This is a genomic window from Streptomyces sp. NPDC091387 (genome assembly GCF_044756945.1).
In the GTDB taxonomy this organism is placed as follows: domain Bacteria; phylum Actinomycetota; class Actinomycetes; order Streptomycetales; family Streptomycetaceae; genus Streptomyces.
In genome coordinates, this window is record NZ_JBIVTZ010000002.1 from 363,531 (window position 1) to 386,979 (window position 23,449).

General features: G+C 72.2%; 14 protein-coding genes. 7 read left to right on the forward strand and 7 right to left on the reverse strand.

Annotated features, from left to right (window positions below; translation table 11 throughout):
• Nucleotides 1–4 precede the first annotated feature (4 nt).
• The 5 genes from ACIQM0_RS05980 to fxsT all read left to right on the forward strand — a co-directional run bounded on the left by ACIQM0_RS05980 (nucleotide 5) and on the right by fxsT (nucleotide 9,783).
• Nucleotides 5–3,457, forward strand: a complete 3,453-nt coding sequence (locus ACIQM0_RS05980; protein WP_401283877.1) for an SAV_2336 N-terminal domain-related protein — start codon at nucleotides 5–7, stop codon at nucleotides 3,455–3,457.
• A 186-nt stretch (nucleotides 3,458–3,643) separates the two neighbouring features.
• On the forward strand, nucleotides 3,644–3,868 hold the full coding sequence (gene fxsA / locus ACIQM0_RS05985) for an FxSxx-COOH cyclophane-containing RiPP peptide (RefSeq protein ID WP_401283879.1): 225 nt from the start codon (nucleotides 3,644–3,646) through the stop codon (nucleotides 3,866–3,868).
• A gap of 296 nt (nucleotides 3,869–4,164) precedes the next feature.
• Nucleotides 4,165–5,322 (forward strand): FxsB family cyclophane-forming radical SAM/SPASM peptide maturase, encoded by a 1,158-nt coding sequence (locus ACIQM0_RS05990; protein ID WP_401283881.1) that lies wholly within the window; start codon nucleotides 4,165–4,167, stop codon nucleotides 5,320–5,322.
• Nucleotides 5,319–6,710 (forward strand): aKG-HExxH-type peptide beta-hydroxylase, encoded by a 1,392-nt coding sequence (locus ACIQM0_RS05995; protein WP_401283883.1) that lies wholly within the window; start codon nucleotides 5,319–5,321, stop codon nucleotides 6,708–6,710. Before ACIQM0_RS05990 ends, ACIQM0_RS05995 begins: the two co-directional genes overlap by 4 nt.
• 79 nt (nucleotides 6,711–6,789) lie before the next feature.
• A complete protein-coding gene (gene fxsT / locus ACIQM0_RS06000) occupies nucleotides 6,790–9,783 on the forward strand; it encodes an FxSxx-COOH system tetratricopeptide repeat protein (protein ID WP_401283885.1) in 2,994 nt (997 codons plus the stop codon).
• A 227-nt stretch (nucleotides 9,784–10,010) separates the two neighbouring features.
• On the opposite strand, the gene ACIQM0_RS06005 is transcribed toward fxsT, so the two are convergent.
• The 4 genes from ACIQM0_RS06005 to ACIQM0_RS06020 form a co-directional block, all read right to left on the reverse strand.
• Nucleotides 10,011–13,826 (reverse strand): multifunctional oxoglutarate decarboxylase/oxoglutarate dehydrogenase thiamine pyrophosphate-binding subunit/dihydrolipoyllysine-residue succinyltransferase subunit, encoded by a 3,816-nt coding sequence (locus ACIQM0_RS06005; RefSeq protein ID WP_401283887.1) that lies wholly within the window; start codon nucleotides 13,824–13,826, stop codon nucleotides 10,011–10,013.
• Nucleotides 13,827–14,083: 257 nt separating this feature from the next.
• A complete protein-coding gene (locus ACIQM0_RS06010) occupies nucleotides 14,084–15,160 on the reverse strand; it encodes a HAMP domain-containing sensor histidine kinase (protein ID WP_363025914.1) in 1,077 nt (358 codons plus the stop codon).
• Nucleotides 15,157–15,894 carry a response regulator transcription factor gene (locus tag ACIQM0_RS06015; RefSeq protein WP_014154105.1) on the reverse strand — a complete coding sequence of 246 codons (738 nt, stop codon included), beginning with the start codon at nucleotides 15,892–15,894 and terminating at the stop codon, nucleotides 15,157–15,159. Before ACIQM0_RS06015 ends, ACIQM0_RS06010 begins: the two co-directional genes overlap by 4 nt.
• A 235-nt stretch (nucleotides 15,895–16,129) precedes the next feature.
• Nucleotides 16,130–16,822, reverse strand: a complete 693-nt coding sequence (locus ACIQM0_RS06020; protein WP_401284176.1) for a spermidine synthase — start codon at nucleotides 16,820–16,822, stop codon at nucleotides 16,130–16,132.
• 458 nt (nucleotides 16,823–17,280) lie between these two features.
• On the opposite strand from ACIQM0_RS06020, the gene lon reads away from it, so the two are divergent.
• Nucleotides 17,281–19,707 (forward strand): endopeptidase La, encoded by a 2,427-nt coding sequence (lon, locus tag ACIQM0_RS06025; RefSeq protein WP_401283889.1) that lies wholly within the window; start codon nucleotides 17,281–17,283, stop codon nucleotides 19,705–19,707.
• 135 nt (nucleotides 19,708–19,842) lie between these two features.
• Here lon and ACIQM0_RS06030 read toward each other — a convergent pair whose 3' ends face one another.
• Nucleotides 19,843–20,523: a polysaccharide deacetylase family protein gene (locus ACIQM0_RS06030; RefSeq protein ID WP_363025958.1), complete on the reverse strand. Its 681-nt coding sequence runs from the start codon at nucleotides 20,521–20,523 to the stop codon at nucleotides 19,843–19,845.
• Between the two features lie 300 nt (nucleotides 20,524–20,823).
• Entirely contained in the window at nucleotides 20,824–21,678 is an 855-nt protein-coding gene (locus ACIQM0_RS06035; RefSeq protein ID WP_401283891.1) for a lysozyme, read from the reverse strand.
• Nucleotides 21,679–21,969: 291 nt separating this feature from the next.
• Here ACIQM0_RS06035 and ACIQM0_RS06040 point away from each other — a divergent pair, with 291 nt between their 5' ends.
• Entirely contained in the window at nucleotides 21,970–22,401 is a 432-nt protein-coding gene (locus ACIQM0_RS06040) for a MarR family winged helix-turn-helix transcriptional regulator (protein ID WP_401283893.1), read from the forward strand.
• A gap of 24 nt (nucleotides 22,402–22,425) precedes the next feature.
• Here ACIQM0_RS06040 and ACIQM0_RS06045 read toward each other — a convergent pair whose 3' ends face one another.
• Nucleotides 22,426–23,211, reverse strand: a complete 786-nt coding sequence (locus tag ACIQM0_RS06045; protein WP_401283895.1) for a protein phosphatase 2C domain-containing protein — start codon at nucleotides 23,209–23,211, stop codon at nucleotides 22,426–22,428.
• Nucleotides 23,212–23,449 lie beyond the last annotated feature (238 nt).

The window sequence follows — 23,449 nt, forward strand, 5'->3', positions numbered from 1 at the left end:
GCTGATGTCCGGCGCGGACGGCGCCTCTGTGCCGCCCGGTGGGCCCGATGCCCCGGAGCCGTACGACGGAGAGCTGCTGCAGACGCTTGTCGCACGGCTGCGCGGAGCCGGGCTCGACCCCGACGTCGAGCAGCTCTGCGACGCCCTCTGGCTGGCCAGGTGGACCGGCACGCCCGGCGCCCCGGAGGAGGACGGGGCCGGGGCGACGGCTCCGGATGCCCGGCTGCCCGGGGAGCAGGCGGGCCCGGGGCCCGTGGACCGGGTGGGCGCGGACGGCGGACGCGGCACGGACACCGGCCGGCCCGGTGCGGACCGTGAGCCGGGCGACGGGCCGATCGGCGACGGGCGCATCGCCCTGCACCCCGTCCCGAGCCCCGTACGGGCCGGCGGCGAGCGGGACGAGGGCGACCCCGGGGCCCGCCGCGGATCCGGTACGGAGCCCCGCACCACCGAACTCGCGCTCGGGGTGCCGGCCGCCCCCGTCCTGCCCGCACCCCTCGAACTCACCCGCGCGCTGCGCCCGTTGCAGCGGTACCGCCCGGTCTCCGCTCCGCTGCGCCGCGTCCTGGACGAGACGGCGACCGCGGACCTCAGCGCCCGCGCGGGAGGCATGATCATGCCGGTGTTCCGCGGGGTCGGCCGGGGCGACGCGATCCTCCAGTGCGTCATGGACGCCTCGTCCTCGATGCTGGTGTGGGACCGGATGTTCGGGGAACTCCAGCAGATCTTCGGACAGTTGGGCGCCTTCCGTGACGTTCAGGTGCGCTATCTGCACCAGGGTCCGGACGGCGGCTGCGCGGTCAGCCGCAGCTCCGACCCCGCCGCCGCCCCGCTCCACTCGGCGGACCGGCTCAGCGATCCGACCGGGCGCCGGGTCACCGTGGTGATCAGCGACTGCGCCGGGCCGCTCTGGCACAGCGGGCGCGCCCACCGGCTGCTGCACCAGCTCGCCCGGCAGGCCCCGGTCGCCGTGTTGCAGCCGCTGCCGCAGCGCATGTGGAGCCGCACCCGGCTGCCGGTCACCTTCGGTTCGCTGGCACGGGGGGACGGCCTCGCCGGCGCCACCCTGCTGAAGGTCACGGAGGACGCCGGAGCCGGCCCCGCGGTGCACCCCGGCGCCCTGGCGGTCCCGGTCCTCCCGCCGGTGCCGGACGCGCTGGCGGCCTGGGCCAGGCTGCTCTCCGGTACCGGGGCGGCACGGATCTCCGGAGCGGTCGGCTGGGTACGGGCCGACCAGCCCCCGGCGGCCGCCCAGCGCTCCGGCGCCGCCCTGTCCTCGCTCCAGCTGGTCAGCCGCTTCCGTTCGGCCGCCTCGCCGGCCGCCGGACAGCTGGCCGTCTACCTCGCGGCCGCACCCCTCTACCTGCCGGTGATGCAGCTGGTGCAGCGCACCATGCTGCCCCAGTCGGGCCCCTCCGAACTCGCCGAGGTGCTGCTGAGCGGCCTGCTCTCGCGGGCGGACGGCGCGGGTGGCGGCCGCGGCCAGTGGTACCGCTTCGAGCCCGGCGTCCAGGAGGCGCTGCTCGGTCCGCTGGGCCGGGACGAGGCCCTGCTCGTGCTCAAGCACTGCTCGCAGTACATCGAGACGCGGTTCGGCAAGGGCGGGCCCAACTTCCCCGCCCTGGCCTTCGCCCAGCTCGGCGACGGAGGGGCGGTCGATTCCCCGTACGCCACCGGGCACGCCACCACGGGCGCCGGGTACGAGGAGCCGGAGGAGGGCGACGACGGCGAGGAGAACGACGACAGCGAGGAGAACGAGGCGGACGGGGGGACTGAGAGGCGCGGCGGCGCCCGCGTTCCCCATGCCTTCGCCGAGGTCGCTGCCCGCGTACTGGAGCGATTCATGCCCGTGCCGCCGAGATTCGTGATCCCGCCGAAGGCTCCCGCCCCCGGGCCGTCGGCCCCCGGTGCCACCTCCGCCGTGGAACGCGCCCGCGAGCTGGTGCGGCACTTCGAGGCGGACAAGATGGTGCAGCGCCTCATCGACGCCGTCCAACTGCTGCGGGGAGCCGCGGAGAACGGACCCCGGCAGGCCGTGGACGCCGGACTCTGGGCGGAGTACGCGCGCTGCGTCCTGCGGCTCTGGGAGGTGCAGGGCGGCGCCGAGCTGCTCCGCGAGGCCGAGAGCGCCGCCGAGCGGGCGGCCGCGGTCCCCGGTGCGGTACGCGAACGGGCCGTGCTGGCCAAGGTGCTGCACGCGGCGGCCGACGACCGGCGCCGGCGCGGTGACCGGCGCGGCGCCCTGGAGCTGCTGCGGCGCGCCGACCGCGAGTACACCGCCGCCTGCGCGGCCCCCGGCCTCCCCCCGGCGGAGGCGCTGCGGCTCACCCTGGAGCGGGTGCGGGCCCTGGAGGCGCAGTGGCGGCTCGACGGTGACAGCGCCCTGCTGCAGAGCGCCTGCGGGATGCTGGAGGCGTTCGCCGACTCCTGGCCCGACCAGGAGAACCGGCCGGCCGCCCTCCCGCTCCAGCACGGCCGGACCCTGCTGAAGCTGTCCGGTGCCACCGAGGACACCGAACGGTCCAGGGAGTTCGCCCGGCAGGCGGCCCGCTCGCTGCGCACGGCCTTCGCCCAGGGCGGCCGGCACACCATGGGCACCGAGGTCCGCATCGTGCTGGACCTGGTGGACGCACTGCTGGCCTCCGGCGAGGAACCCGAAGAGGCGGCGGTCCTGACCGCCCAGGCGCTGGAGACCGTACGGGAGCAGCGCCAGCGCGCCCAGCTGCAGACCAGGGCCGGACGGGTCCGGGTCGCCCGCTACGAGCACACCGGGGATCCGGACGAACTCCTGGCGGCCGCCGACTGGTTCGCCCGAGCGGCCCGCGGAATCCCCCGGGACTCCCGGGCCCACACCGATCTCCTCGCCGAATGGGGCGCCACACTGCTGCGCCGCGCCGAACTGCCGGACGGCGGACCGCACATCGGTGCGGCGGTGCGCGTGCTGCGCGACTGCCGGACCGAGACGCCGTCCGGCGGATCGCAGCAGTCCGAGCGGCTGCTGATGCTCGGCCGGGCCCTGATGCTGCGGCACCGGGCGGCCGCGGACCGGGTCGATCTCCGGGAGGCCGAGTACCTCTTCGGGCTGGCGGCGCAGGAGGCCGCGGTCCCGCTGACCGCGGCGCGCTGCTGGCTGGAGCTGGGCAGGGCCCAGCTGGAGGCCGCCGACGCACTGGCCCGGCCGGCCCGGCGTGACGAGGCGGCGGAGGCCTTCCGCGCGGCGGCGGCCGCTGCCGCGACGGCACAAGCGGAGCTGGAGAGTCCGCAACAGCTCCAGGAGGCAGTGGAGTTGGGTGCTACAGCCAACCACTGGCGGGGTATGACCTATGAGAGAGCGGGGCGCCCCCGGGCCGCGCGAGAGGCCTACCGGGCGGCCCGCCTGGAGTGGCGCAAGCTGCCGGACGGCGGCGGAGCGGCGGGCGAGTGGACCGCCGAACGGCTGGCCGGGCTGGAGCGCTGAGTGCTCGACGACGAGTACCCGGAGCGGCGGCGCGTCCGGACCGGGTGAGGGCACGACCGGCGCACGACCGGCGCCGGCCGACGGCGCGGGCAGCAGCACGGAGCGAGTCAGGGACGTGGGACCGGCGGTGTGCGCTCAACGGCGAGCGCGGCGCGGCGGGCCCGGTACTGAGTACGGGGAGGCGTGATGAACGAGTCGACACGTGACGACGGGGCGGGTGTGCCCGGTGGTACGGGCGGTGGCGCGTCCGGAGCCGCGGGCGCACCGCCGGATCTGCCGGATCTGCTGGGGCTCGACCTGGAGACCCTGCGGACCCTGCACCACCCGGTGCTGGCGGAGGTGGTCGCTGACCTGCGGGGCCGGGCCGAACAGCCGCGGGAGATGCTCTGGGGCTTCAACAACGCCTTCTGAACCGGGCGGTCCCGCAGCACGGCGCCCGCACGGTTTCGGCCCGGGGCGCGGGCGATCAGGACATCATCGTCCGGGACGGCCGGTTCGTACCGCGCGCCGGGGATACTCACCCCGGGCCGGTACCGGTGACCGTCCCGGCAGACGTACAGCACGGGGGTGCCGGAGTGGTCCGACGGGCGACACCGCAGGGGGAGCGGCCCGCAGAGCGGTACACGCGACGGGCGCGGACCGGGCGCGGCGGGCCGACGCGCCCTGACACGTCCCCGGACCGGGCCGGCGCGGGCCCGCCCGCACCCGTGCCGTTCGGGCAGTTCATCGTGAAGGTGCACGGCCGCTGCAACCTCGCCTGCCGGTACTGCTACCTGTACGAGGGCCCCGACCGCACCTGGCGGGACCGGCCCGCCGCCGCCGCGCCCGCCGTCCTGGACCGCACGGCGGACCGGATCGCCGAACACGCGGCCGCCCACCGGCTCCGGCACGTCGCCCTGGTGCTGCACGGCGGCGAACCCCTGCTCGCGGGCCCCGACCGGCTGGCCGCCCTCGCCGACCGGGTGCGGGAGCGGGTGCCCGGCGGCTGCACCGTCCACGCGACCGTGCAGACCAACGCGACGCTGCTCACCGACGCGGGCGTCACCACGCTCGCCCGGCACGGCATCAGCGTCGGCATCAGCCTGGACGGCGGCCTGGCCGCGCACAACACCCAGCGCACCGACCACGCGGGCCGCCCCTCCTGGCCCGCCGCCTCGCGCGGCGCCCGGCTCCTCGCCGACCACCACCCCGACGCGTACGCGGGCATCCTCACCGTCGTGGACCCGCGCACCGACCCCGTGGAGATGTACGAGTCGCTGCTCGCCCTGCGCCCGCCCGCCCTGGACCTGCTCCTGCCGCACGGCAACTGGACCAGCCCGCCGCCCGGCCTGCCGGACCTCACGGACAGCCCGGCGGGCCCGGGGTCGGGCCGCGCCACCCCGTACGGCGACTGGCTGTGCGCCGTCTTCGACCGCTGGTGGCCGGCGGCCCGGCGGGAGACCCGGATCCGGCTCTTCGAGGAGTGCGTCGCCCTGCTCCTCGGCCTGCCCGCCGCCACCGAATCCCTCGGCCTGGACCCCGTCAACGCGGTCGTCGTCGAGACCGACGGATCGATCGAACAGGTCGACTCCCTCAAGTCCGCCTACGACACGGCCGCCGCCACCGGACTCGACGTCTTCCGGCACACCTTCGACGACGCCCTGCGCCACCCCGGCGTCGCCGCCCGCCAGGCGGGAGCCGGCGCGCTCGCCGCCGCCTGCCGCGCCTGCCCGCTGCTGACGGTCTGCGGCGGCGGCCACTACGCCCACCGCTACCGCGCAGAGAACGGCTTCATCAACCCCTCCGTCTACTGCGCAGACCTCGAACGGCTGGTCCGCCACGTGGCGGACCGGCTCGCCGACGCAACCGCAGGAGACCCCCCATGAGCCCCGCCATCCCCGATCGCGTCCTGCGCGAACTCGGCCGCACCGAGGGCGACACCGACTCCCTCGGCCTGCTCGTACGCGATCAGGACACCCGCCGCCTGCTCCTCCTCAGGGCCCTGCTCGACGCGGCGGCCGCCGCCCCCGCGACGGTGTGCCCGCCCCGGCTGCTCGACCGGCTGCGCGAGGACTGGGCGCTGCTCGAAGCGGCCGAACGCGCCGACCGGGCCGCGGTGCGCACCGTCCTGTTCCACCCCATGGCCGGGCCCTGGGCGCAACGGCTCCTGGGCGGCCTCGCGGGCACCACCGCCCCGGGCCCGGAACTCCACACCGACCTCGCCCACCTGAGCGCCCTCGCGGCGGCGGCCGCGATCCGGGCCGCACTGCCCCGCACCGTCCGGCTCACCTCACGCGAAGGACTGCTCTCGCTGCCCACCCTGGGGGCGGTACGGGCGGAACCCGGCCCGCTCGTACTCAGCCACGCAGGCGGTGAGACGACGATCCGCCCGGCCGGTGCGCCGCCCCTGTCCGTACGGTCCCTGCCGGACGGCACCATGACGTCGGCCGACCCCCGCTGGCTGCCGGTGCTCACCCTGCCCGCCGTGCTGCCGGGCGCCGGCCCCGTACCCCTGGACGACGTCGACCCGTACCGCACCCGCGGCACCGGGCTCGAACGCCACGGACTGAGCGCCGCCACCCACATCGACGACAGCGACCGCAAGGCCTGGACCGAGTCCTGGTCCGGCGTCGAACCGCTGCTGCGCGTGGGCGGCGAGCACCGGCTCACCGAAGCGGCCGTCCTGCTGCGCTGCCTCGTCCCGCTCGGGCCGCCGCCCGGCTCCGGGCCGTCCGGCCAGGGCGCGGCCCACTGCAGCGGCACCCGGCGCGAGGCGTTCGGCGCGGTCCTCAGCAGCAAGCCCGCGACCCCCGCCTACTTCGCCTCGACCCTCGTGCACGAACTCCAGCACACCAAGCTCGCCGCGCTCGGCGCACTCGTCCGGCTGCACCACGAGGACGCCACCCCGCGCCACTTCGCCCCGTGGCGCTCCGACCCCAGGCCCTTCGACGGGCTGCTCCAGGGCGCCTACTCGCACCTGGCGCTCGCCGACTACTGGCAGCGGTTCGCGCTCGGCGCGCGGCGGGTCACCCACCGCGATCTGGCCTGGGCGGAACACGCGCGCTGCCGCCAACAGGTCGGCGCCGTACTGCCGGTACTGGCCGGCTCGGCCGCGCTGACCCCGGAGGGGCGGGTCCTCGTCAACGAGATGATCACGGTCTACCACCGTCTGGAGGATTCGCCGCCACCCACGGGGCACCTGGCTCGCGCGGAGGCGTACGTGAGCACCGCCAAGGTGATATGGCAACAGAGGAACGGTTCGTCCAGGAGCTGAGCAGCCAGGTTTCCGGTGGGGGCGCACAGCCTCCGGTGTATCTTGAAAGAGCTCGCAACGAGGTCAGGGAGACGGTTGAATGCCCGGTACGCGTAGGCAAGTTGGAGCAACCGGGGCGCAGACCGTCACCCTCAGTTTCGCCGGTTTCAACCGGGCCTGGGCGGCGTGGATCGCGGACCGGCTGGAGCGGCGCGGGGTGACGGTCGTCCAGCAGCGCTGGGACCCTCCGGTCGAGGTCCCGCTGGAGGACGCCCTGCGGGACCTGATGCTCTCCCGCGGCCGGATCCTGGTCCTGCTCAGCGACTGGTACTTCCAGGTCGGCCCCCGCGGCCACGAGGAGTGGAACCGCGCCCTGCGCGAGGTCGTCGCCCCCGACCCGGACCGCTTCGCCGCCGTGTCCGTCACCACCTCGGCCCTTCCCGGCGCCACCTCGGTCTTCGGCGCCGCGGACCTGACCAACGTCGGCGCGGACGAGGCCGAGCGCCGGCTGCTCGTCCGCCTGGGACTGCCCACCGACTCGCTGCCCGAGTCCGCCGCCGCGCGGCCGGGCCCGCGCTACCCGGCCGACACCCCCGAGGTGTGGGGCGGGGTGCCGCGCCGCAACACCCGCTTCACCGGCCGCGAGGAACTGCTCAGCAAGGCCTACACGGCCCTTCAGGACGCCGGGGCCGGTGCGGGTGTCGTCACCCTGCACGGCATGTCGGGGGTGGGCAAGACACAGCTGGCCGCCGAGTACGTCTACCGGTTCGGTTCCGAGTACGACGTGGTGTGGTGGGTGCCCGCCGACCGGCGCGCCCTCTACCGTCAGAAGCTCGCCGAACTCGCCCCGGAGCTGGGCCTGTCCACCGGCGCCGAGTACGGCGAACGGCTGCGCGCGGTACGTGACTCGCTGCGCCGCGGCGACCCGCACTCCCACTGGCTGCTGGTCCTGGACGGCGCGGACGAGCCGGAGCAGATCTGGGACCTGGTGCCGACCGGCCCCGGCCACGTCCTGATCACGTCCCGCAACCCCGAGTGGAGTGAGCACAACAGCAACCTGGTCGAGGTGCCGGTCTACGACCGTGACGAATCGGTCGCCTTCATCCTCCGCCGGGCCCCCCGCCTCACCCGCACCGAGGCCGACCGGCTCGCCGAGGCGCTGGAGGACCTCCCGCTGCTGCTCGACCAGACCGCGGGCTGGCTCAACGACTCCGACATGTCGGTCGAGGAGTACATCGAGCTCCTCGGCGGCGGCATCGACCAGGACGTCGTCAAGGTCTCCGCCGACTTCCCGCTGGCCTTCCAGACCGCCTGGTCGATACTGCTGAACAAGCTCAGGGACACCGTCCCCGAGTCCGTCGACCTGCTCCGCCTGTGCAGCTTCTTCGCACCCGGCTCCATCCCCGTACGGCTGCTGAAGGAGATGCCACCGGGCGAGCTGCCCGAGCAGCTCTCCGGCCTGATGAACGACCCGCTGCTGTGGAACAGGGCGATCAGCCAGCTGCGCCAATACTCCGTGGTCCGCCTGGAGTCCCACGAGTCCGTCATCGACGAGACGTCCGCCGGCGAGTCGATCTATCTGCACCGCATGGTCCACCAGATCGTCCGCAAGGACATGCCGGAGCGCGACCGCGAGGAATTCACCGACGTGGTCCGCCGGGCACTCGCCTCCGCGGATCCCGGCCGCCCCACCGACACCCGGCTGTGGCCCGGATACGCCGAGATCACCCCGCACCTGAAGTGGGCCGACGTGCTGCTCAGCACCGACCCCGCGGTGCACTCGCTGGTGCTCAACTGCCTGCGCTACATGTACCTCTCCGGGGAGTACCGGGCCGGCATCAAGCTGGGCTCCCGCGCCATGAAGGCCTGGGGCGAGCTGCTGGGCGAGAACCACCCCCGGGTCTGGGACCTCAGCTACAACTACGCCAACCTGCTGCGCGCGGTCGGCGACTACGCCGGTACCGAGGCGATCGAGCGGGCCGCCGTCGACCACCTGCGCGCCGAACGGGGCCCCGAGGACCTGGAGCACCTGCGTGCTGCCAGTGGCCTCGCGGCCGACCTGCGCGGCCTCGGGCGGTACGACGAGGCGCACGAGATGTCCGCCTGGATCCTTGCCTCGTACCGCGAACTGCTGGGGGAGCAGGACTCGCGCACGCTCAGCGCGCAGAACAACCTGGGTATGTCCCTGCGCCTGCTCGGGCGGTACGAGGAGTCACTGGAACTCAACCGGCGCACCCTGGAGGCGCGTCGGCAACTGCTCCGCGCGCGCCACAGCTGGACCCTTTACTCCGAGGTCAACTACGCCACCGACCTGCGCCTCCTCGGCCGCTACACCGAGGCGGAGTCGCTCCTGACCCAGAGCGTCCGCGTGCACCGGATCGTCATGGGCCAGGACAACCCGCAGACCCTGCAGGCCGAGCACAACCTCGCGCTCTGCTACTACCGCTCTGGTGAGCGGAGGCAGGCGGCGACGCTGTTCAGCCGGGTGCTGGAGCGGGGCGAGCGGGTACTCGGTGAGGACGACCCGCTCACCATGATGTTCGCGGCCAGCCAGAGCTTCTTCTCCCGGGAGCACGCGGACATCGACCAGGCCCGCGCCATAAGCGAGAAGGTCGTGCAGGGGTACGTGGACATGCTGGGCGACCAGCACCCCTTTGTGGCGGGCACCCGTGGCAACCACGCGCTGATCCTGCGCAACGTCGGGGAGCGGGACCACGCGTACCACCTCATGGAGGAGGTGCTCGTGGACATGGGCCGGGCGGTGGGCGAGAACCACCCCTGGACGCTCGGCTGTGCGGTCAACGCCGCGGCGCTGCGCAATCTCGTGGGCGACCCCGAGTCCGCCGCCGCGCTGACGGACTCGGTCGTCACCCGGGCCACCGAGACCCTCGGCAGGACCCACCCGCTCACCCTGACCGCCCGCATCGCGCACGCGGCCGACCTGCGCGGACTCCGCGACCGGCAGCGGGCGGACAAGGTCGAGGCGGAGGCGCTCGACGATCTGGCGACCACCCTGGGCGCCCAGCACGTCCACACCGTCTCCGCACGCTCCCGCAACCGGCCGTTCTGGGACTTCGAGCCGCAGATGATCTGAGCACCTGCCCGGAACCCAGTGGGTGCTGTGGCACCAGGGGAGGACGGTCCGATCCCGGTCGTGGTGGGTGGCCCCTGGGCGATCCGGAGGCCGCGGCTACGAGACCGAACGGCCCCGTGTCCTGACGGCCGTTCGAGCCGCTCATCATCTGATGACCCGGGACAACGCCGAAGGCCCGGCACCGCGAATCTCTCGCAGTGCCGGGCCCCCGGTTCGTGAGGTGCCGGTCAGGCCTCGAAGACCTCTTCGAGCAGCTGTGCCTGCTCGGCCTGGTGGCGCTTGGCCGAGCCGACCGCGGGGGACGAGCCGCGCGGCCGCGAGATGCGGCGCAGACGCTCACCGTGCGGGACGTCGGCGCCGACGGCCAGGTCCAGGTGGTCGATGAGGTTCAGGGCGATGAACGGCCAGGCGCCCTGGTTGGCCGGCTCCTCCTGGGCCCACAGGTACTTCTCGGCGTTCGGGTACTTGGCGATCTCCGCCTGGAGCTCGGCACCCGGCAGCGGGTACAGGCGCTCGAGGCGGATGATCGCGGTGTCCGTGACGCCGCGCTTCTCCCGCTCGGCCTCCAGGTCGTAGTAGACCTTGCCGGTGCAGAAGACGACCTTGCGGACCGCGTTCGGGTCGACCGACGCGTCGCCGATCACCGGACGGAAGCCACCGGTGGTGAACTCCTCGACCGTCGACGCGGCCGCCTTGAGCCGGAGCATCGACTTCGGGGTGAAGACGATCAGCGGCTTGTGGTGCGGGTTGTGCACCTGCCACCGCAGGAGGTGGAAGTAGTTCGACGGCAGCGTCGGCATGGCGACCGTCATGTTGTCCTGCGCGCACATCTGGAGGAAGCGCTCCGGGCGGGCGGACGAGTGGTCCGGGCCCTGGCCCTCGTAGCCGTGCGGCAGCAGCAGTGTGACGCCGGAGGTCTGGCCCCACTTCTGCTCGGCCGAGGAGATGAACTCGTCGACGACGGTCTGCGCGCCGTTGACGAAGTCACCGAACTGGGCCTCCCAGATGACCAGCGACTCCGGGCGGGCCAGCGAGTAGCCGTACTCGAAGCCCATCGCCGCGTACTCGCTGAGCAGCGAGTCGTAGACGTTGTAGCGGGCCTGCTCGTCGGAGAGGTAGAGCAGCGGGGTGTAGTCCTCGCCGGTCTTCTGGTCGACGAGGACCGCGTGGCGCTGGCCGAACGTGCCGCGGCGGGTGTCCTGGCCGGCGAGCCGGACCGGGGTGCCCTCCATCAGCAGCGATCCGATGGCCAGCGTCTCGCCCATGCCCCAGTCGATGGTGCCGTTGTCCACCGAGGCGGCACGGCGCTGCATCTGCGGCATCAGACGCGGGTGGACGGTGATCCCGTCGGGGATGTTCACCTGCGACTCGGCGATCAGCTTCACGACCTCCGAGGACACCGCGGTGGTCACGGCCACCGGGAACTCGGCCTGGACGTCCGGGACATGCGGCTGGGACGGTGCCGAGGTGGCCTCGCGGACCTCCGCGAACACCTTCTCCAGCTGGCCCTGGAAGTCCTGGAGCGCCTGCTCGGCCTCCTCCAGCGTGATGTCGCCGCGACCGATGAGGGACTCGGTGTAGAGCTTGCGCACCGAGCGCTTCTTGTCGATCAGCGTGTACATCTGCGGGTTGGTGAACTCCGGGTTGTCGCCCTCGTTGTGACCGCGGCGGCGGTAGCAGATGAGGTCGATGACGACGTCCTTGTTGAACGTCTGCCGGTACTCGAAGGCGAGCCGCGCGACGCGGACCACGGCCTCCGGGTCGTCACCGTTGACGTGGATGATCGGCGCCTCGATCATGCGCGCGACGTCCGTCGCGTACATCGAGGAGCGCGAGGCCTCCGGGGCGGCGGTGAAGCCGACCTGGTTGTTGATCACCACGTGCACGGTGCCGCCGGTGCGGTAGCCGCGCAGCTGCGACATGTTGAGCGTCTCGGCGACGACGCCCTGGCCCGCGAAGGCCGCGTCGCCGTGGAGCGCGACCGGCAGGACCGTGAAGTCCGTGCCCGCCTTGTTGATGATGTCCTGCTTGGCGCGGGCGATGCCCTCCAGGACCGGGTCGACCGCCTCCAGGTGCGAGGGGTTGGCGGCCAGCGAGACCTTGATCTGCTCGCCGTCCAGACCGGTGAAGGTGCCCTCGGCGCCCAGGTGGTACTTGACGTCGCCGGAGCCGTGCATCGAACGGGGGTCGAGGTTGCCCTCGAACTCCCGGAAGATCTGCGCGTACGACTTGCCGACGATGTTCGCCAGCACGTTCAGCCGGCCGCGGTGGGCCATGCCGATGACGACCTCGTCGAGGCGCGCCTCGGCCGCGGAGTCGATGACCGCGTCGAGCAGCGGGATGACGGACTCGCCGCCCTCCAGGGAGAACCGCTTCTGGCCGACGTACTTGGTCTGCAGGAACGTCTCGAACGCCTCGGCGGCGTTGAGGCGGCGCAGGATCCGCAGCTGCTCCTCGCGCTCCGGCGCGGGGCGCGGACGCTCCACCCGGTCCTGGAGCCACTTGCGCTCCTTCGGGTCCTGGATGTGCATGAACTCGATGCCCGTGGTGCGGCAGTACGACTCACGCAGCACACCGAGGATGTCGCGGAGCTTCATCAGGGTCTGCCCGGCGAAGCCGCCGACGGCGAAGTCCCGCTCCAGGTCCCACAGGGTGAGGCCGTGCTCGGTGATGTCCAGGTCGGGGTGCTTGCGCTGGCGGTACTCCAGCGGGTCGGTGTCGGCCATGACGTGGCCGCGGACCCGGTAGGAGTGGATCAGCTCGAAGACCCGTGCGGCCTTGGTGACGTCGTCGTCGTGCGAGGCGTCGATGTCCTTGAGCCAGCGGACCGGCTCGTAGGGGATGCGCAGCGCCTTGAAGATCTCGTCGTAGAAGTCGTTCTCGCCGAGCAGCAGCTGGCTGAGGATCCGCAGGAACTCGCCGGAGGCCGCGCCCTGGATGACCCGGTGGTCGTACGTCGAGGTCAGGGTCATGACCTTCGAGATACCGAGCTTGTTGAGGGTGTCCTGCGACGTGCCCTGGAACTCCGCCGGGTAGTCCATCGCGCCGACGCCCATGATGAGGCCCTGTCCGGGCATCAGGCGGGGCACCGAGTGAACGGTGCCGATGCCGCCGGGGTTGGTCAGCGAGGCGGTGACGCCGGTGAAGTCGTCCATGCCGAGCTTGCCGTTGCGGGCCCGGCGGACGATGTCCTCGTAGGCCTGCCAGAACTCGAAGAAGTTGAGCGTCTCGGCCTTCTTGATGGCCGCGACGACCAGCTGGCGGTCACCGTTCGGCTTCACCAGGTCGATGGCCAGGCCGAGGTTGACGTGCTCCGGCTTGACCAGGGTCGGCTTGCCGTCCTTGACCGCGAAGGAGTAGTTCATCGCCGGCATGGCCTTGAGGGCCTGCACCATCGCGTACCCGATGAGGTGCGTGAAGGAGATCTTCCCGCCCCGGGCCCGCTTGAGGTGGTTGTTGATGACGATGCGGTTGTCGAAGAGCAGCTTCACCGGGACGGCGCGGACGGACGTGGCCGTCGGCAGCTCCAGCGAGGCGTTCATGTTCTTCGCGACCGCGGCCGAGGGGCCGCGCAGCGTCACGTACTCGGGCCCGGCCGGGGCCTCGGTGGCCGGAGCGGCGGCGGCCTTCGCGGCCGGAGCCGGGGCGGCCTTCGCCGGAGCCGCCGGGGCGGCGGGTGCCGGAGCGGCCGGAGCGGGCGCCGGTGCGGCGGGCGCGGCCGGGGCCTGGGCCACGGGCTGCGTCGGCGCGGCCGGAGCGGTGTGGTCGGTGGAGGTCGGTGCGGTCACGGCCGGAGCCGCTGGCACCGCAGCCCCCGCGGCTGCGGCGCCGGGAACGGGCTTGTCCGCCGTGCCGGACGTACCCGGCTTGTAGTCGGCGAAGAAGTCCCACCAGGCGCGATCGACCGTGTTGGGATCCTGGAGGTACTGCTGGTAGATCTCGTCGACGAGCCACTCATTGGGGCCGAAAGCAGCAGCCGGGTTCGAACCCGGGCTGGCTTGGTCGGTCGAGATGCTCGAGTTACTGGGGGACTGAGACGACACGGCGGCAACCGCCCTCTTCCGCTTCACAAGGTGGTGGACAGCGGAAATCAAGGCTACGCCTCCCGGACCGTTCCATGCGGACCGGGCCGGTCTTCGTCGTGCAAGTCACATCGAAAGTCGGGTTTCGGCGCAGGAAATGGCGGGAAACAAGCCTGGTTCCGCTTTGCTCCGGGTACGCGAGACCGCAGTTACGGCCCCTTGGACCGTACCCCTTGAACAGAACACGCAGAACGTGCCCTTCCGCTTCGAACCCTATGTCAACCTCGCGGTTGATGGATCCCCGGAAGAGTGACGCGGATGCGGCATCCGCGAGCTGATTCGGCCACACCGATCCGCCCGCCGTGCAGATCCACCGCCCAGCGGGCGATCGCCAGGCCGAGCCCCGTACCGCCGTCGCTGCCCGGACCGTGCGGGGATGTCACCTCGCCCCGGTTGAAACGCTCGAAGACCCGGTGCCGCTCGGACTCCGGAATACCGGGGCCCTCGTCCAGGACCTCCAGGTCCAGCGACTCCGGCAGCGCCCCGCGCCGTGCGAGCACCGTGACCCGGCCGTGCGGCGGGCTGTGCTTGACCGCGTTGTCGATCAGGTTCGCCACCACCTGGTGCAGCCGCTCCGCGTCCGCGTGCGCGGTCAGCTCCGGCGGGGACACGTCCAGATGCAGGTGGACGTCCTTGCGGGTCGAGTTGCCGGAGCCGGAGGACAGCCGGCGGTGGCCGGTGGCGAGGTTCGCCTCCTTCAGCACCCCCGACAGGTACGGCCACACCTCGAACCGGCCGGCCCGCAGCGTCACCACGCCGTTGTCCAGCCGGGACAGGTCCAGCAGCGTCTCCACCAGCCTGCCGAGCCGCTCGGTCTGCTTGAGGGCCGTGCGCATCGTCTCGGGGTCGGCGGAGGACACCCCGTCCACGACGTTCTCCAGTACGGCTCTCAGCGCCGCGATGGGGGTGCGCAGCTCGTGTGAGACATTGGCCACCAGCTCCTTGCGGTGCCGGTCCACGGCCTCCAGGTCGTCGGCCATCAGGTTGATGGTCTGCGCCAGGTCGCCCAGCTCGTCACGCCGGTCGGCGCCGCTCACCCGTCTGGTGTAGTCGCCGTGCGAGATCGACCGGGCCACGGCCCGCATCTCGTCCAGCGGCGCGGTCAGGCCGTGCGCCACGAACTGGGTGATCAGCAGGGTCGCGATGACCGAGAACACCGTGATGAACCGGAGCTCGGTACGGGTGCGCAGGGCCACCATCAGCAGCCCGGTCGTGATGAACACCGAGACCACGACGAGCGTGCCCAGCTTGGCCTTGATCGAGAACGGCCGCAGCCCCGGTCCGGGCCCGGTCATGGCGCCGGGGTCTCCAGGGCGTAACCGACGCCGTGCACGGTACGGATCCGCTCCGCGCCGATCTTCCGGCGCAGCGCCTTGATGTGGCTGTCGACGGTCCGGGTGCCGGAGGCGTCCGCCCAGTCCCAGACCTCGGCCAGCAGCTGCTCCCGGGAGAGCACGGCGCGCGGCGTGTTGGCCAGGCAGACCAGCAGGTCGAACTCGGTCGGCGTCAGGTGGACGTCGTCCGCCCGCACCCGCACCCGGCGCTGCGCGTGGTCGATCTCCAGCTCGCCGAGGCGCAGTATGCCGCTGCGCGGCGTCACGGCGGCCAGCGCGGCCCGCTCGACCCGGCGCAGCAGGACGTGCACCCGGGCCGCCAGCTCACGCATGGAGAACGGCTTGGTCATGTAGTCGTCGGCGCCGACCCCGAGGCCGACGAGCATGTCGGTCTCGTCGTCCCTGGCGGTCAGCATCAGGACCGGCACCGGGCGCTGGGCCTGCACCCGGCGGCAGACCTCCAGCCCGTCGAAACCGGGGAGCATGATGTCGAGCACCATCAGATCCGGCTGCCAGGCCTCGGCCGCGTCCACGGCCGCGGGGCCGTCGAGCGCGGTCTGAACCAGGAAGCCCTCGGCCCGCAGCCGGGCGGAAATGGCATCGACGATTGTCGCGTCGTCCTCGACCACCAGCACCCGGCGCTGCGCGCCCGGGGTGGCCGCGACACCGTTGTGGGTGGTGTGTGTCTGTTCCATCGCCCCGCCCCTGCCCGTTCTCACGGAGGCCATTCCCCCGGACGCACGGTTATCGCTTGTGAATTTCGTGGGAGATCCCGCTATCGGTCAGCAGCGTAAAGGCAGCGGGCGGCTCCCGGCTACGCAGGGTGCAAGGGCGTGGAAGCTCGTCGGCCGCGCGGAGGAGGCGGAGTGTCGCTCTTGTGGCGCTTGGCCCCCGGGCGTCCCGGGGGCCCGCATACCCGGCGGGGGGATCTCAGGCGGCACGAATTGCGAGATGGACCACGTCGGGCACACCTCGGGCAACGCCTACTTCTTCGGTTCGAACCCCATGGAATCCGGCATTGCGCAAGGCTTGTTCGAACTTATCGGACGGCTGTGCGGACCACACGGCGAGCACTCCGCCGGGTGTGAGCCGCTGGTGGCAGTCGGCGAGACCGGCGGGGGAGTAGAGGTTTCCGTTGTCCTCCGTGACCGTCCAGTCGGGCCCGTTGTCGATGTCCAGGCACAGGGCGTCGTAACGTTCCGTAGTCGTACGGAGGTGGGCGACGAGATCCGTCGTCAGGACCGCGGTCCGCGGGTCGGCGAGCGCCGCCCGTGAGATCCCGGCCAGCGGCCCGTCCAGGTGCCAGTCCACGATGGCCCGCTCCCGCTCCACCACCGTGATCCGCCCCCAGCGCGGCTCCGCGGCGGCCCGCGCGAGCGAGAACCCGACCCCGAGCCCGCCGATCAGCACCGCCGGGGCCGGCCGCCCGGCGGGCAGCGCGGCGAGCGCGGCGTCGATCAGCAGCCGCTCGGAGCGCCCGTCCGAGGTGTCCATCAGGAAGCACCCGTTGGCAATGATCTCGAAGCCGTCGCCCCGCCGGCGCAGGACGACCTCTCCGTACGGTCCCTCCCGGCGCTCGAGGGTGACGGGGGCGAGGGCGTCGGGGCCGTGGGTGTGGTGCATGGCGCGGGTCTCCGGTGGTCGGTCGACGGCCGGGTCACCGCCGCTCTGTGTCCCGGCCATCCTGGCCCGCCGGGCCGCGTCCGGGCCAGCGGATTGCCCGATCGGGCACCGGTCCGGCCCCGTTCGGGGGACGGGCCGGACGCTTCTCCGCCCCGGCGCGCCGGTGGCCTCAGCGCGCCCGTGGCGGCGCGGCGACCGTCACGTCCGCGGCCGGCCGGGTGACCTCGGCGTCGCCGCTGATCGCCCACGCCCGCCTGCCGCCTTCCACCGGATTTCGCCCGGAGCACAAGGCGGGGGGACTACCCGAACCCCGTACGGCGTTGGACACAGGGCACATGGAGGCAGGCGCAGCGGTGGCCGCCCACGTGATCGCTCACAGCGAACACACCCCGGGGAACATTGAGCGGCTCAGAAGCATTGAGTCTTCATAGCTCAACTTGACTGCCGAAGGGGAGATCATGGCTACTGAGTCCAATGCGGTCACACCGCTCACCCTGCCTGTGCTGCCGCTCGACGACGAGGTCGTGCTGCCCGGGATGGTGGTACCTCTGGACCTGTCCGACAACGACGTACGCGCCGCGGTGGAGTCCGCCCAGGCCGCGGCCCGCGAGGGCGGCGGCAAGCCCGAGGTGCTGCTCGTTCCGCGCATCGACGGCACCTATACCGGGATCGGTGTCATCGGCACCGTCGAACAGGTCGGACGGCTCTCCGACGGAGACCCCGGCGCGCTCATCCGAGGCCGCGGCCGGGTACGGATCGGCGCCGGGACCAGTGGGCCCGGCACGGCGCTCTGGGTGGAGGGGACCCGGGTCGACTCCACCGTCCCCGATCCCCTTCCCGGCGCCGCCGCCGAGCTGGCCAAGGAGTACAAGGCGCTCGCCACCAGCTGGCTGAAGCAGCGCGGCGCCTGGCAGGTCGTGGACCGGGTCCAGCAGATCGAGGACCTCTCCACGCTCGCCGACAACTCCGGATACTCGCCCTTCCTCACCGTCGCCCAGAAGGTGCGGCTGCTGGAGACCACCGACGCGGTCGCCAGGCTGAAGCTCGCCATCCAGTGGCTCGGCGAACACCTCGCCGAACAGGACGTCGCCGAGTCGATCGCCAAGGACGTCCAGGAGGGCGTCGACAAGCAGCAGCGCGAGTTCCTGCTGCGGCGCCAGCTCGACGCCGTACGCAAGGAGCTCTCCGAGCTCAACGGTGACTCCGGCTCCGGCGACGAGTCCGACGACTACCGGGCCCGTGTCGAGGCCGCCGATCTCCCCGGCAACGTGCGCGAGGCCGCGCTCAAGGAGGTCGACAAGCTGGAGCGCTCCTCCGACCAGAGCCCCGAGGGCTCCTGGATCAGGACCTGGCTCGACACCGTCCTCGAACTGCCGTGGACCGAGCGGACCGAGGACGCCTACGACATCCGCGGCGCCCAGGCGATCCTGGACGCCGAGCACGCGGGCCTCCAGGACGTGAAGGAGCGCATCACCGAGTACCTCGCGGTGCGCAAGCGGCGCGCGGACCGCGGTCTGGGCGTTGTCGGCGGCCGGCGCGGCGGTGCCGTGCTGGCCCTGGTCGGTCCGCCCGGCGTGGGCAAGACCTCGCTCGGGGAATCCGTCGCGCACGCCATGGGCCGCAAGTTCGTCCGCGTCGCGCTCGGCGGTGTCCGGGACGAGGCCGAGATCCGCGGCCACCGGCGCACCTACGTCGGCGCGCTTCCCGGGCGCATCGTCCGCGCCATCAAGGAGGCCGGTTCGATGAACCCGGTCGTCCTGCTCGACGAGATCGACAAGGTCGGCTCCGACTTCCGGGGCGACCCGGCCGCGGCGCTCCTCGAAGTGCTCGACCCGGCCCAGAACCACACGTTCCGCGACCACTACCTGGAGGTCGAACTCGACCTCAGCGACGTGGTCTTCCTGGCCACCGCCAACGTCCTGGAAGCGATCCCGGAGGCCCTCCTCGACCGGATGGAGCTGGTCAGGCTCGACGGCTACACCGAGGACGAGAAGGTCGTCATCGCCCGCGACCACCTGCTCCCGCGCCAGCTGGAGCGGGCCGGCCTGGAGAAGGACGAGGTCACCCTCGACGAGTCCGCGCTGCGGAAGCTGGCCGGCGAGTACACCCGCGAGGCCGGCGTGCGGAACCTGGAGCGGGCCGTGGCCCGGCTGCTGCGCAAGGTAGCGGCCCAGCAAGAACTGGGTGACCGGGAGCTGCCGTTCACGGTGACCGACGAGGACCTGCGCGGGCTCATCGGGCGGCCGCACCACGTCCCCGAGGCCGCCCAGGACCCGGCGGAGCGCCGCACCGCGGTGCCGGGAGTGGCCACCGGGCTCGCGGTGACCGGAGCCGGCGGAGACGTGCTCTTCGTGGAGGCGTCGCTCGCCGACCCGGAGACCGGGGCGTCCGGACTGACCCTCACCGGCCAGCTCGGCGACGTCATGAAGGAGTCCGCGCAGATCGCGCTGAGCTTCCTGCGGTCGCACGGCGCGGAGCTGGAACTGCCGGTCGCGGACCTCAAGGACCGGGGCGTGCACATCCACTTCCCGGCGGGCGCGGTCCCCAAGGACGGCCCGAGCGCGGGCATCACCCTGACGACCGCGCTGGCCTCGCTGCTCTCCGGACGGCAGGTCCGTACGGATGTGGCGATGACCGGTGAGGTGTCACTGACCGGACGGGTGCTGCCGATCGGCGGCCTGAAGCAGAAGCTGCTGGCCGCCCACCGCGCGGGCATCACCACCGTGGTGATCCCCCAGCGCAACGAGGCCGACCTGGACGACGTCCCGGCCGAGGTGCTGGAGAAGCTGGACGTCCACCCGGTCACCGACGTCCGCCAGGTACTGGACATCGCCCTCGCCCCGGCCCTGGCCAGGGCGGAACGGAGGATCCCGGCCGCCGCGTAGGTGTCACGCAGTGACGGGCGTGGCACCACGGGCACGGCCGGTACGGACGGCCCGCCTCCCCGGCGACGGGGGAGCGGGCCGTTTCGCGTACCCGGACGCGCGGCGGCTCAGGGCGGGGATTCCCCAGGGGCCCGCTCAGGGGCGGTAGATCGTGCCCGGGACCGGCTCGGCGGGCGCCATCAGCTGGGGCACCGTCACGAAGGTGTAGCCGCGCTTCTTCAGCTCGTCGATGATGCCGGGCACCGCGGGCACCGAGCCCTTGTAGATGTCGTGCAGCAGGATGATGCCGTCCTTGCTCGCCTGGTCGAGTATCCGCTTCTTGATCAGCGCGGAGTCCGTCGTCGAGTAGTCCTTGGCGGTGGCGCTCCACAGGATCTGGGAGAGTCCCAGATCCTTGCTTATCCCGGAGACGGTGTCGTCGGTGCGGCCCTGCGGCGGGCGCATCAGCCGCGGCTTCTTGCCGGTGATCGCCGCTATCGCGTTCTGCGTCTTCTCCAGCTCGGCGCGTATCTGCGCGGGCTTCTTGTCCGTCAGGATCTCGTGCGACCAGGTGTGGTTGGCCACCTCGTGTCCCTCGGCCTCGATCCGGCGGACGGTGTCGGGGTGCTTCTTCACGTGGTTCTTGCCCAGCAGGAAGAAGGTCGCGTGGACCTTCTCCTTCTTGAGGATGTCCAGCAGGTGCGGCGTGGCCTCGGCGGGGCCCGCGTCGAAGGTGAGGGCTATGCACTTGGCCTTGCGGCAGTCCACCGGTCCGAACGACCCCTTGGAGTCCGAGCCGGCGTCGGCGCGGGCGGAGCCGGGGGCGGTGGTCTCCATCGAGCAGCCACTGAGCGTCAGGGTGAGGGCTGTCACAAGGGCGACGGCCAACCCCGTACCGACGGACTTCGTCCTACTGGGCAAAACAGGTCACTCCCTCATGGCTGAACGGCGCACAGGCCGTGCGCTCCGTGAGGACTATACACATGGCGTATACACGCGGTGCATAGAGGGGGTGCCTGTCTCTCCTGAATGCCTTGTGCCTGGTCAGGGGCGTGGAACAGGGAAAACCCGGCGACGGGGTGCGTCACCGGGATCTCCCGCGGGAAGGGCGCGCCGGGCGGTTGCCGGCACGGTGGATCAGCCGTTGGCCAGCGCCTGTACGCGGTCGAGGGCGCCGTTGAAGTGGCTGTGGTCGCCGACCGTGGGGCCGGTCGAGGTGTACTGCCACATCGTGTAGAAGCCCCAGCCGGCCGGGAGCGCGCCGACCGTGCTGTCGTAGCGGGCCACCCAGAGCGGGTTGGTGGTGCCGAAGCCCGCGTTGTTGCCCGTGCAGGTCTGCCACCAGCTCGTCGCGGTGTAGATGACCGCGTCGCGTCCGGTGCGCGCCTTGTAGGTGTTCACGAAGTCGCGGATCCAGGAGACCATCGCGGCCGGGGTCTTGCCGAAGCACTGGTCCCCGTACGGATTCCACTCGATGTCGAGCGCGCCCGGCAGTGTCCTGCCGTCCCTGGACCAGCCGCCGCCGTGGTCGACGAAGTAGTTGGCCTGGACGGCGCCGCTCGTCGTGTCCGGGGTGGCGAAGTGGTACGAGCCGCGGATCATGCCGACGTTGTACGAACCGTTGTACTGCTGAGTGAAGTCCTCGTTGGTGTAGTACGTGCCCTCCGTGGCCTTGACGTAGGCCCACTTGACGCCGCTGCTCCAGAGGGCCGCCCAGTTCACGGCGTTCTGGTGACCGCTGACGTCCACGCCCTCGGTCTGGACGGCGCGGGTGCCGACCGGCAGTCCGCCCCGGCCGTCGTGGGCGACGACGCCCATGCCCATGGTGGCGGAACCACGGGCGGGCTTGGTGGGATCTCCGGTGGCCGGGTTGCCCGTGGCGCCGGCGGCGCCGGGCAGGGCCATGAGGAGGGAGAGTGCTGCGAGCAGAGTTCCCGCGGCTGCGAGGCGCGAGCGGCGGACTGTCGTGGAGCCGGATCTGTGCACGGGCATTGCGTGCCTCCGAGGCTTCAGTGGGGGGATCTGCTGATTCAGGGACCGGTGCATACACCCCTGAGGGGACGGCATGGTGTGAACATGCCATGCATGACGCTACGCACGTAGACCCGCACTGCGGAAGGGGGCCTGGGCGGTGCCGTTGGTCTACTCCTGCGAAATACTGGCGGAGCTGCGGCGATGACCAGCGGTGAAAGAAACTTTCAGCGGCAGGAAAGCTCATGAGGGGTGTTGACGTGCACGGGAGCGAAAGAGGGAGTGAACCCGGCGCAGCCCGGGGGAAGTGGTGTGGACCACGAATTCCTTGCCCTGGAGCTGGAGTTGGCTGTCTTCCTGCGCCGCGCTCGGGCGAATTCCGGCGAAATGGCGCGCGAGGTGCACCCGGAGCTGGAAGCGGCCGCCTACGGGCTCTTCGTGCGCCTGGAGTCGGCGGGCCGGCAGCGGGCCACGGACCTCGCGTCGTACTTCGGGGTCGGAAAAGCCACCATGAGCCGTCAACTGCGCGCACTGGAGGGCCTCGGACTGGTGGCACGCGAGCCCGATCCGGCCGATGGGCGGGCCTTCCTCGTCCATCTCACCGACGAGGGTCTCGACCGCTTCCGGCACGTCCGCGACGCGCGCAGGGACCGGTACGTGCGCAAGCTCGCGGACTGGGACCGGGCCGAGGTGGCGGAACTGGCCCGGCTGCTGCACCACTTGAACGCCCGCGCGGAGGACTGACGGCGGCGCGCCCGCGGGCGCGCCTCACAGCTCCGCGTAGACCGCCGTCGCGTCGTCGTGCGTCTTGCTCCGCCGCAGCCGCGTGCGGTCCGTGTCCGCGTCCTCCAGGGCCCGGACCCGGTCGATCAGCCCCTGCGGGCCCTCCTTGCGCAGGACTCCGAGACAGGCCGTCCAGTCGCCCTCGTCGAACATCTCCGTCCAGCGGCTCGCGCCGTCCGTCATCGCGGCCAGGGCCCGCACCTCGGCGAGGGGCGTGCGCCCCGTCACCGCCCGGTGTGCCACGGCCGGATCGGCGGCGGCGGTGAAGAAGCCGCCCTCCTTGTTCCGGAACCGCCCGTCGGCGACCTCCTCCGAGGCGAGCGAGCCCGGCGGCAGCCGGTCGAGCCGGTCGTCCAGCAGGGCGCGTACGGTCCCGTCGGGCGATTCGAGGAGCAGGACGGAATCGGACAGGACCAGGTGTTCGATCTCGGCCCCGTCCCAACGCGCCAGGACTACGGTTGCCTGCGGTGTGCGTACGTGAGAAAGGTCACACAGGGAACGGTGCGTCTCGGCGGTGCGCCGAATGGACTCGGCCAGGATCTCCCGCAGGGTCAGATCCCGTCGCGAACCCGACAGTTCGACCAGGGCGCCACCCAGCCGTGCGGTGAACCACGGAACCGAGTGCACACAACCGTCGTCGCCCTGTGGCGGAGTGACCCCGTCGAGCAGCACCAGCCCCCCGCCCTGGCCGGAAGCGGGCAGGACGGTGGCGGCCCAGTCCTCGTTCGGGCGGCCGGGGATGCCGGCGGCGGTGGCGAGCTCCATACGCATGCGGCCAGTCTGCACGACGCCTTCACCAGGCCTGCACGGGGCTGCGCTGCCCCGTAGCAGCAGGTCAGGAGGGCGGCTGGAGCGGAAGTACGTACTCCGTCAGGGGTGCGGGCGGGCATCCTGCCAAAGCCTGCCCGGAAGTTCCAGCCAGGCGTCCAGGTGTGCCGTCGGGGCCCCGCGGGGAGACTTGTTCGTCAACTCAGGAGTGTTGTTCACTCGTTCGAGTGGCGGAGCGGTT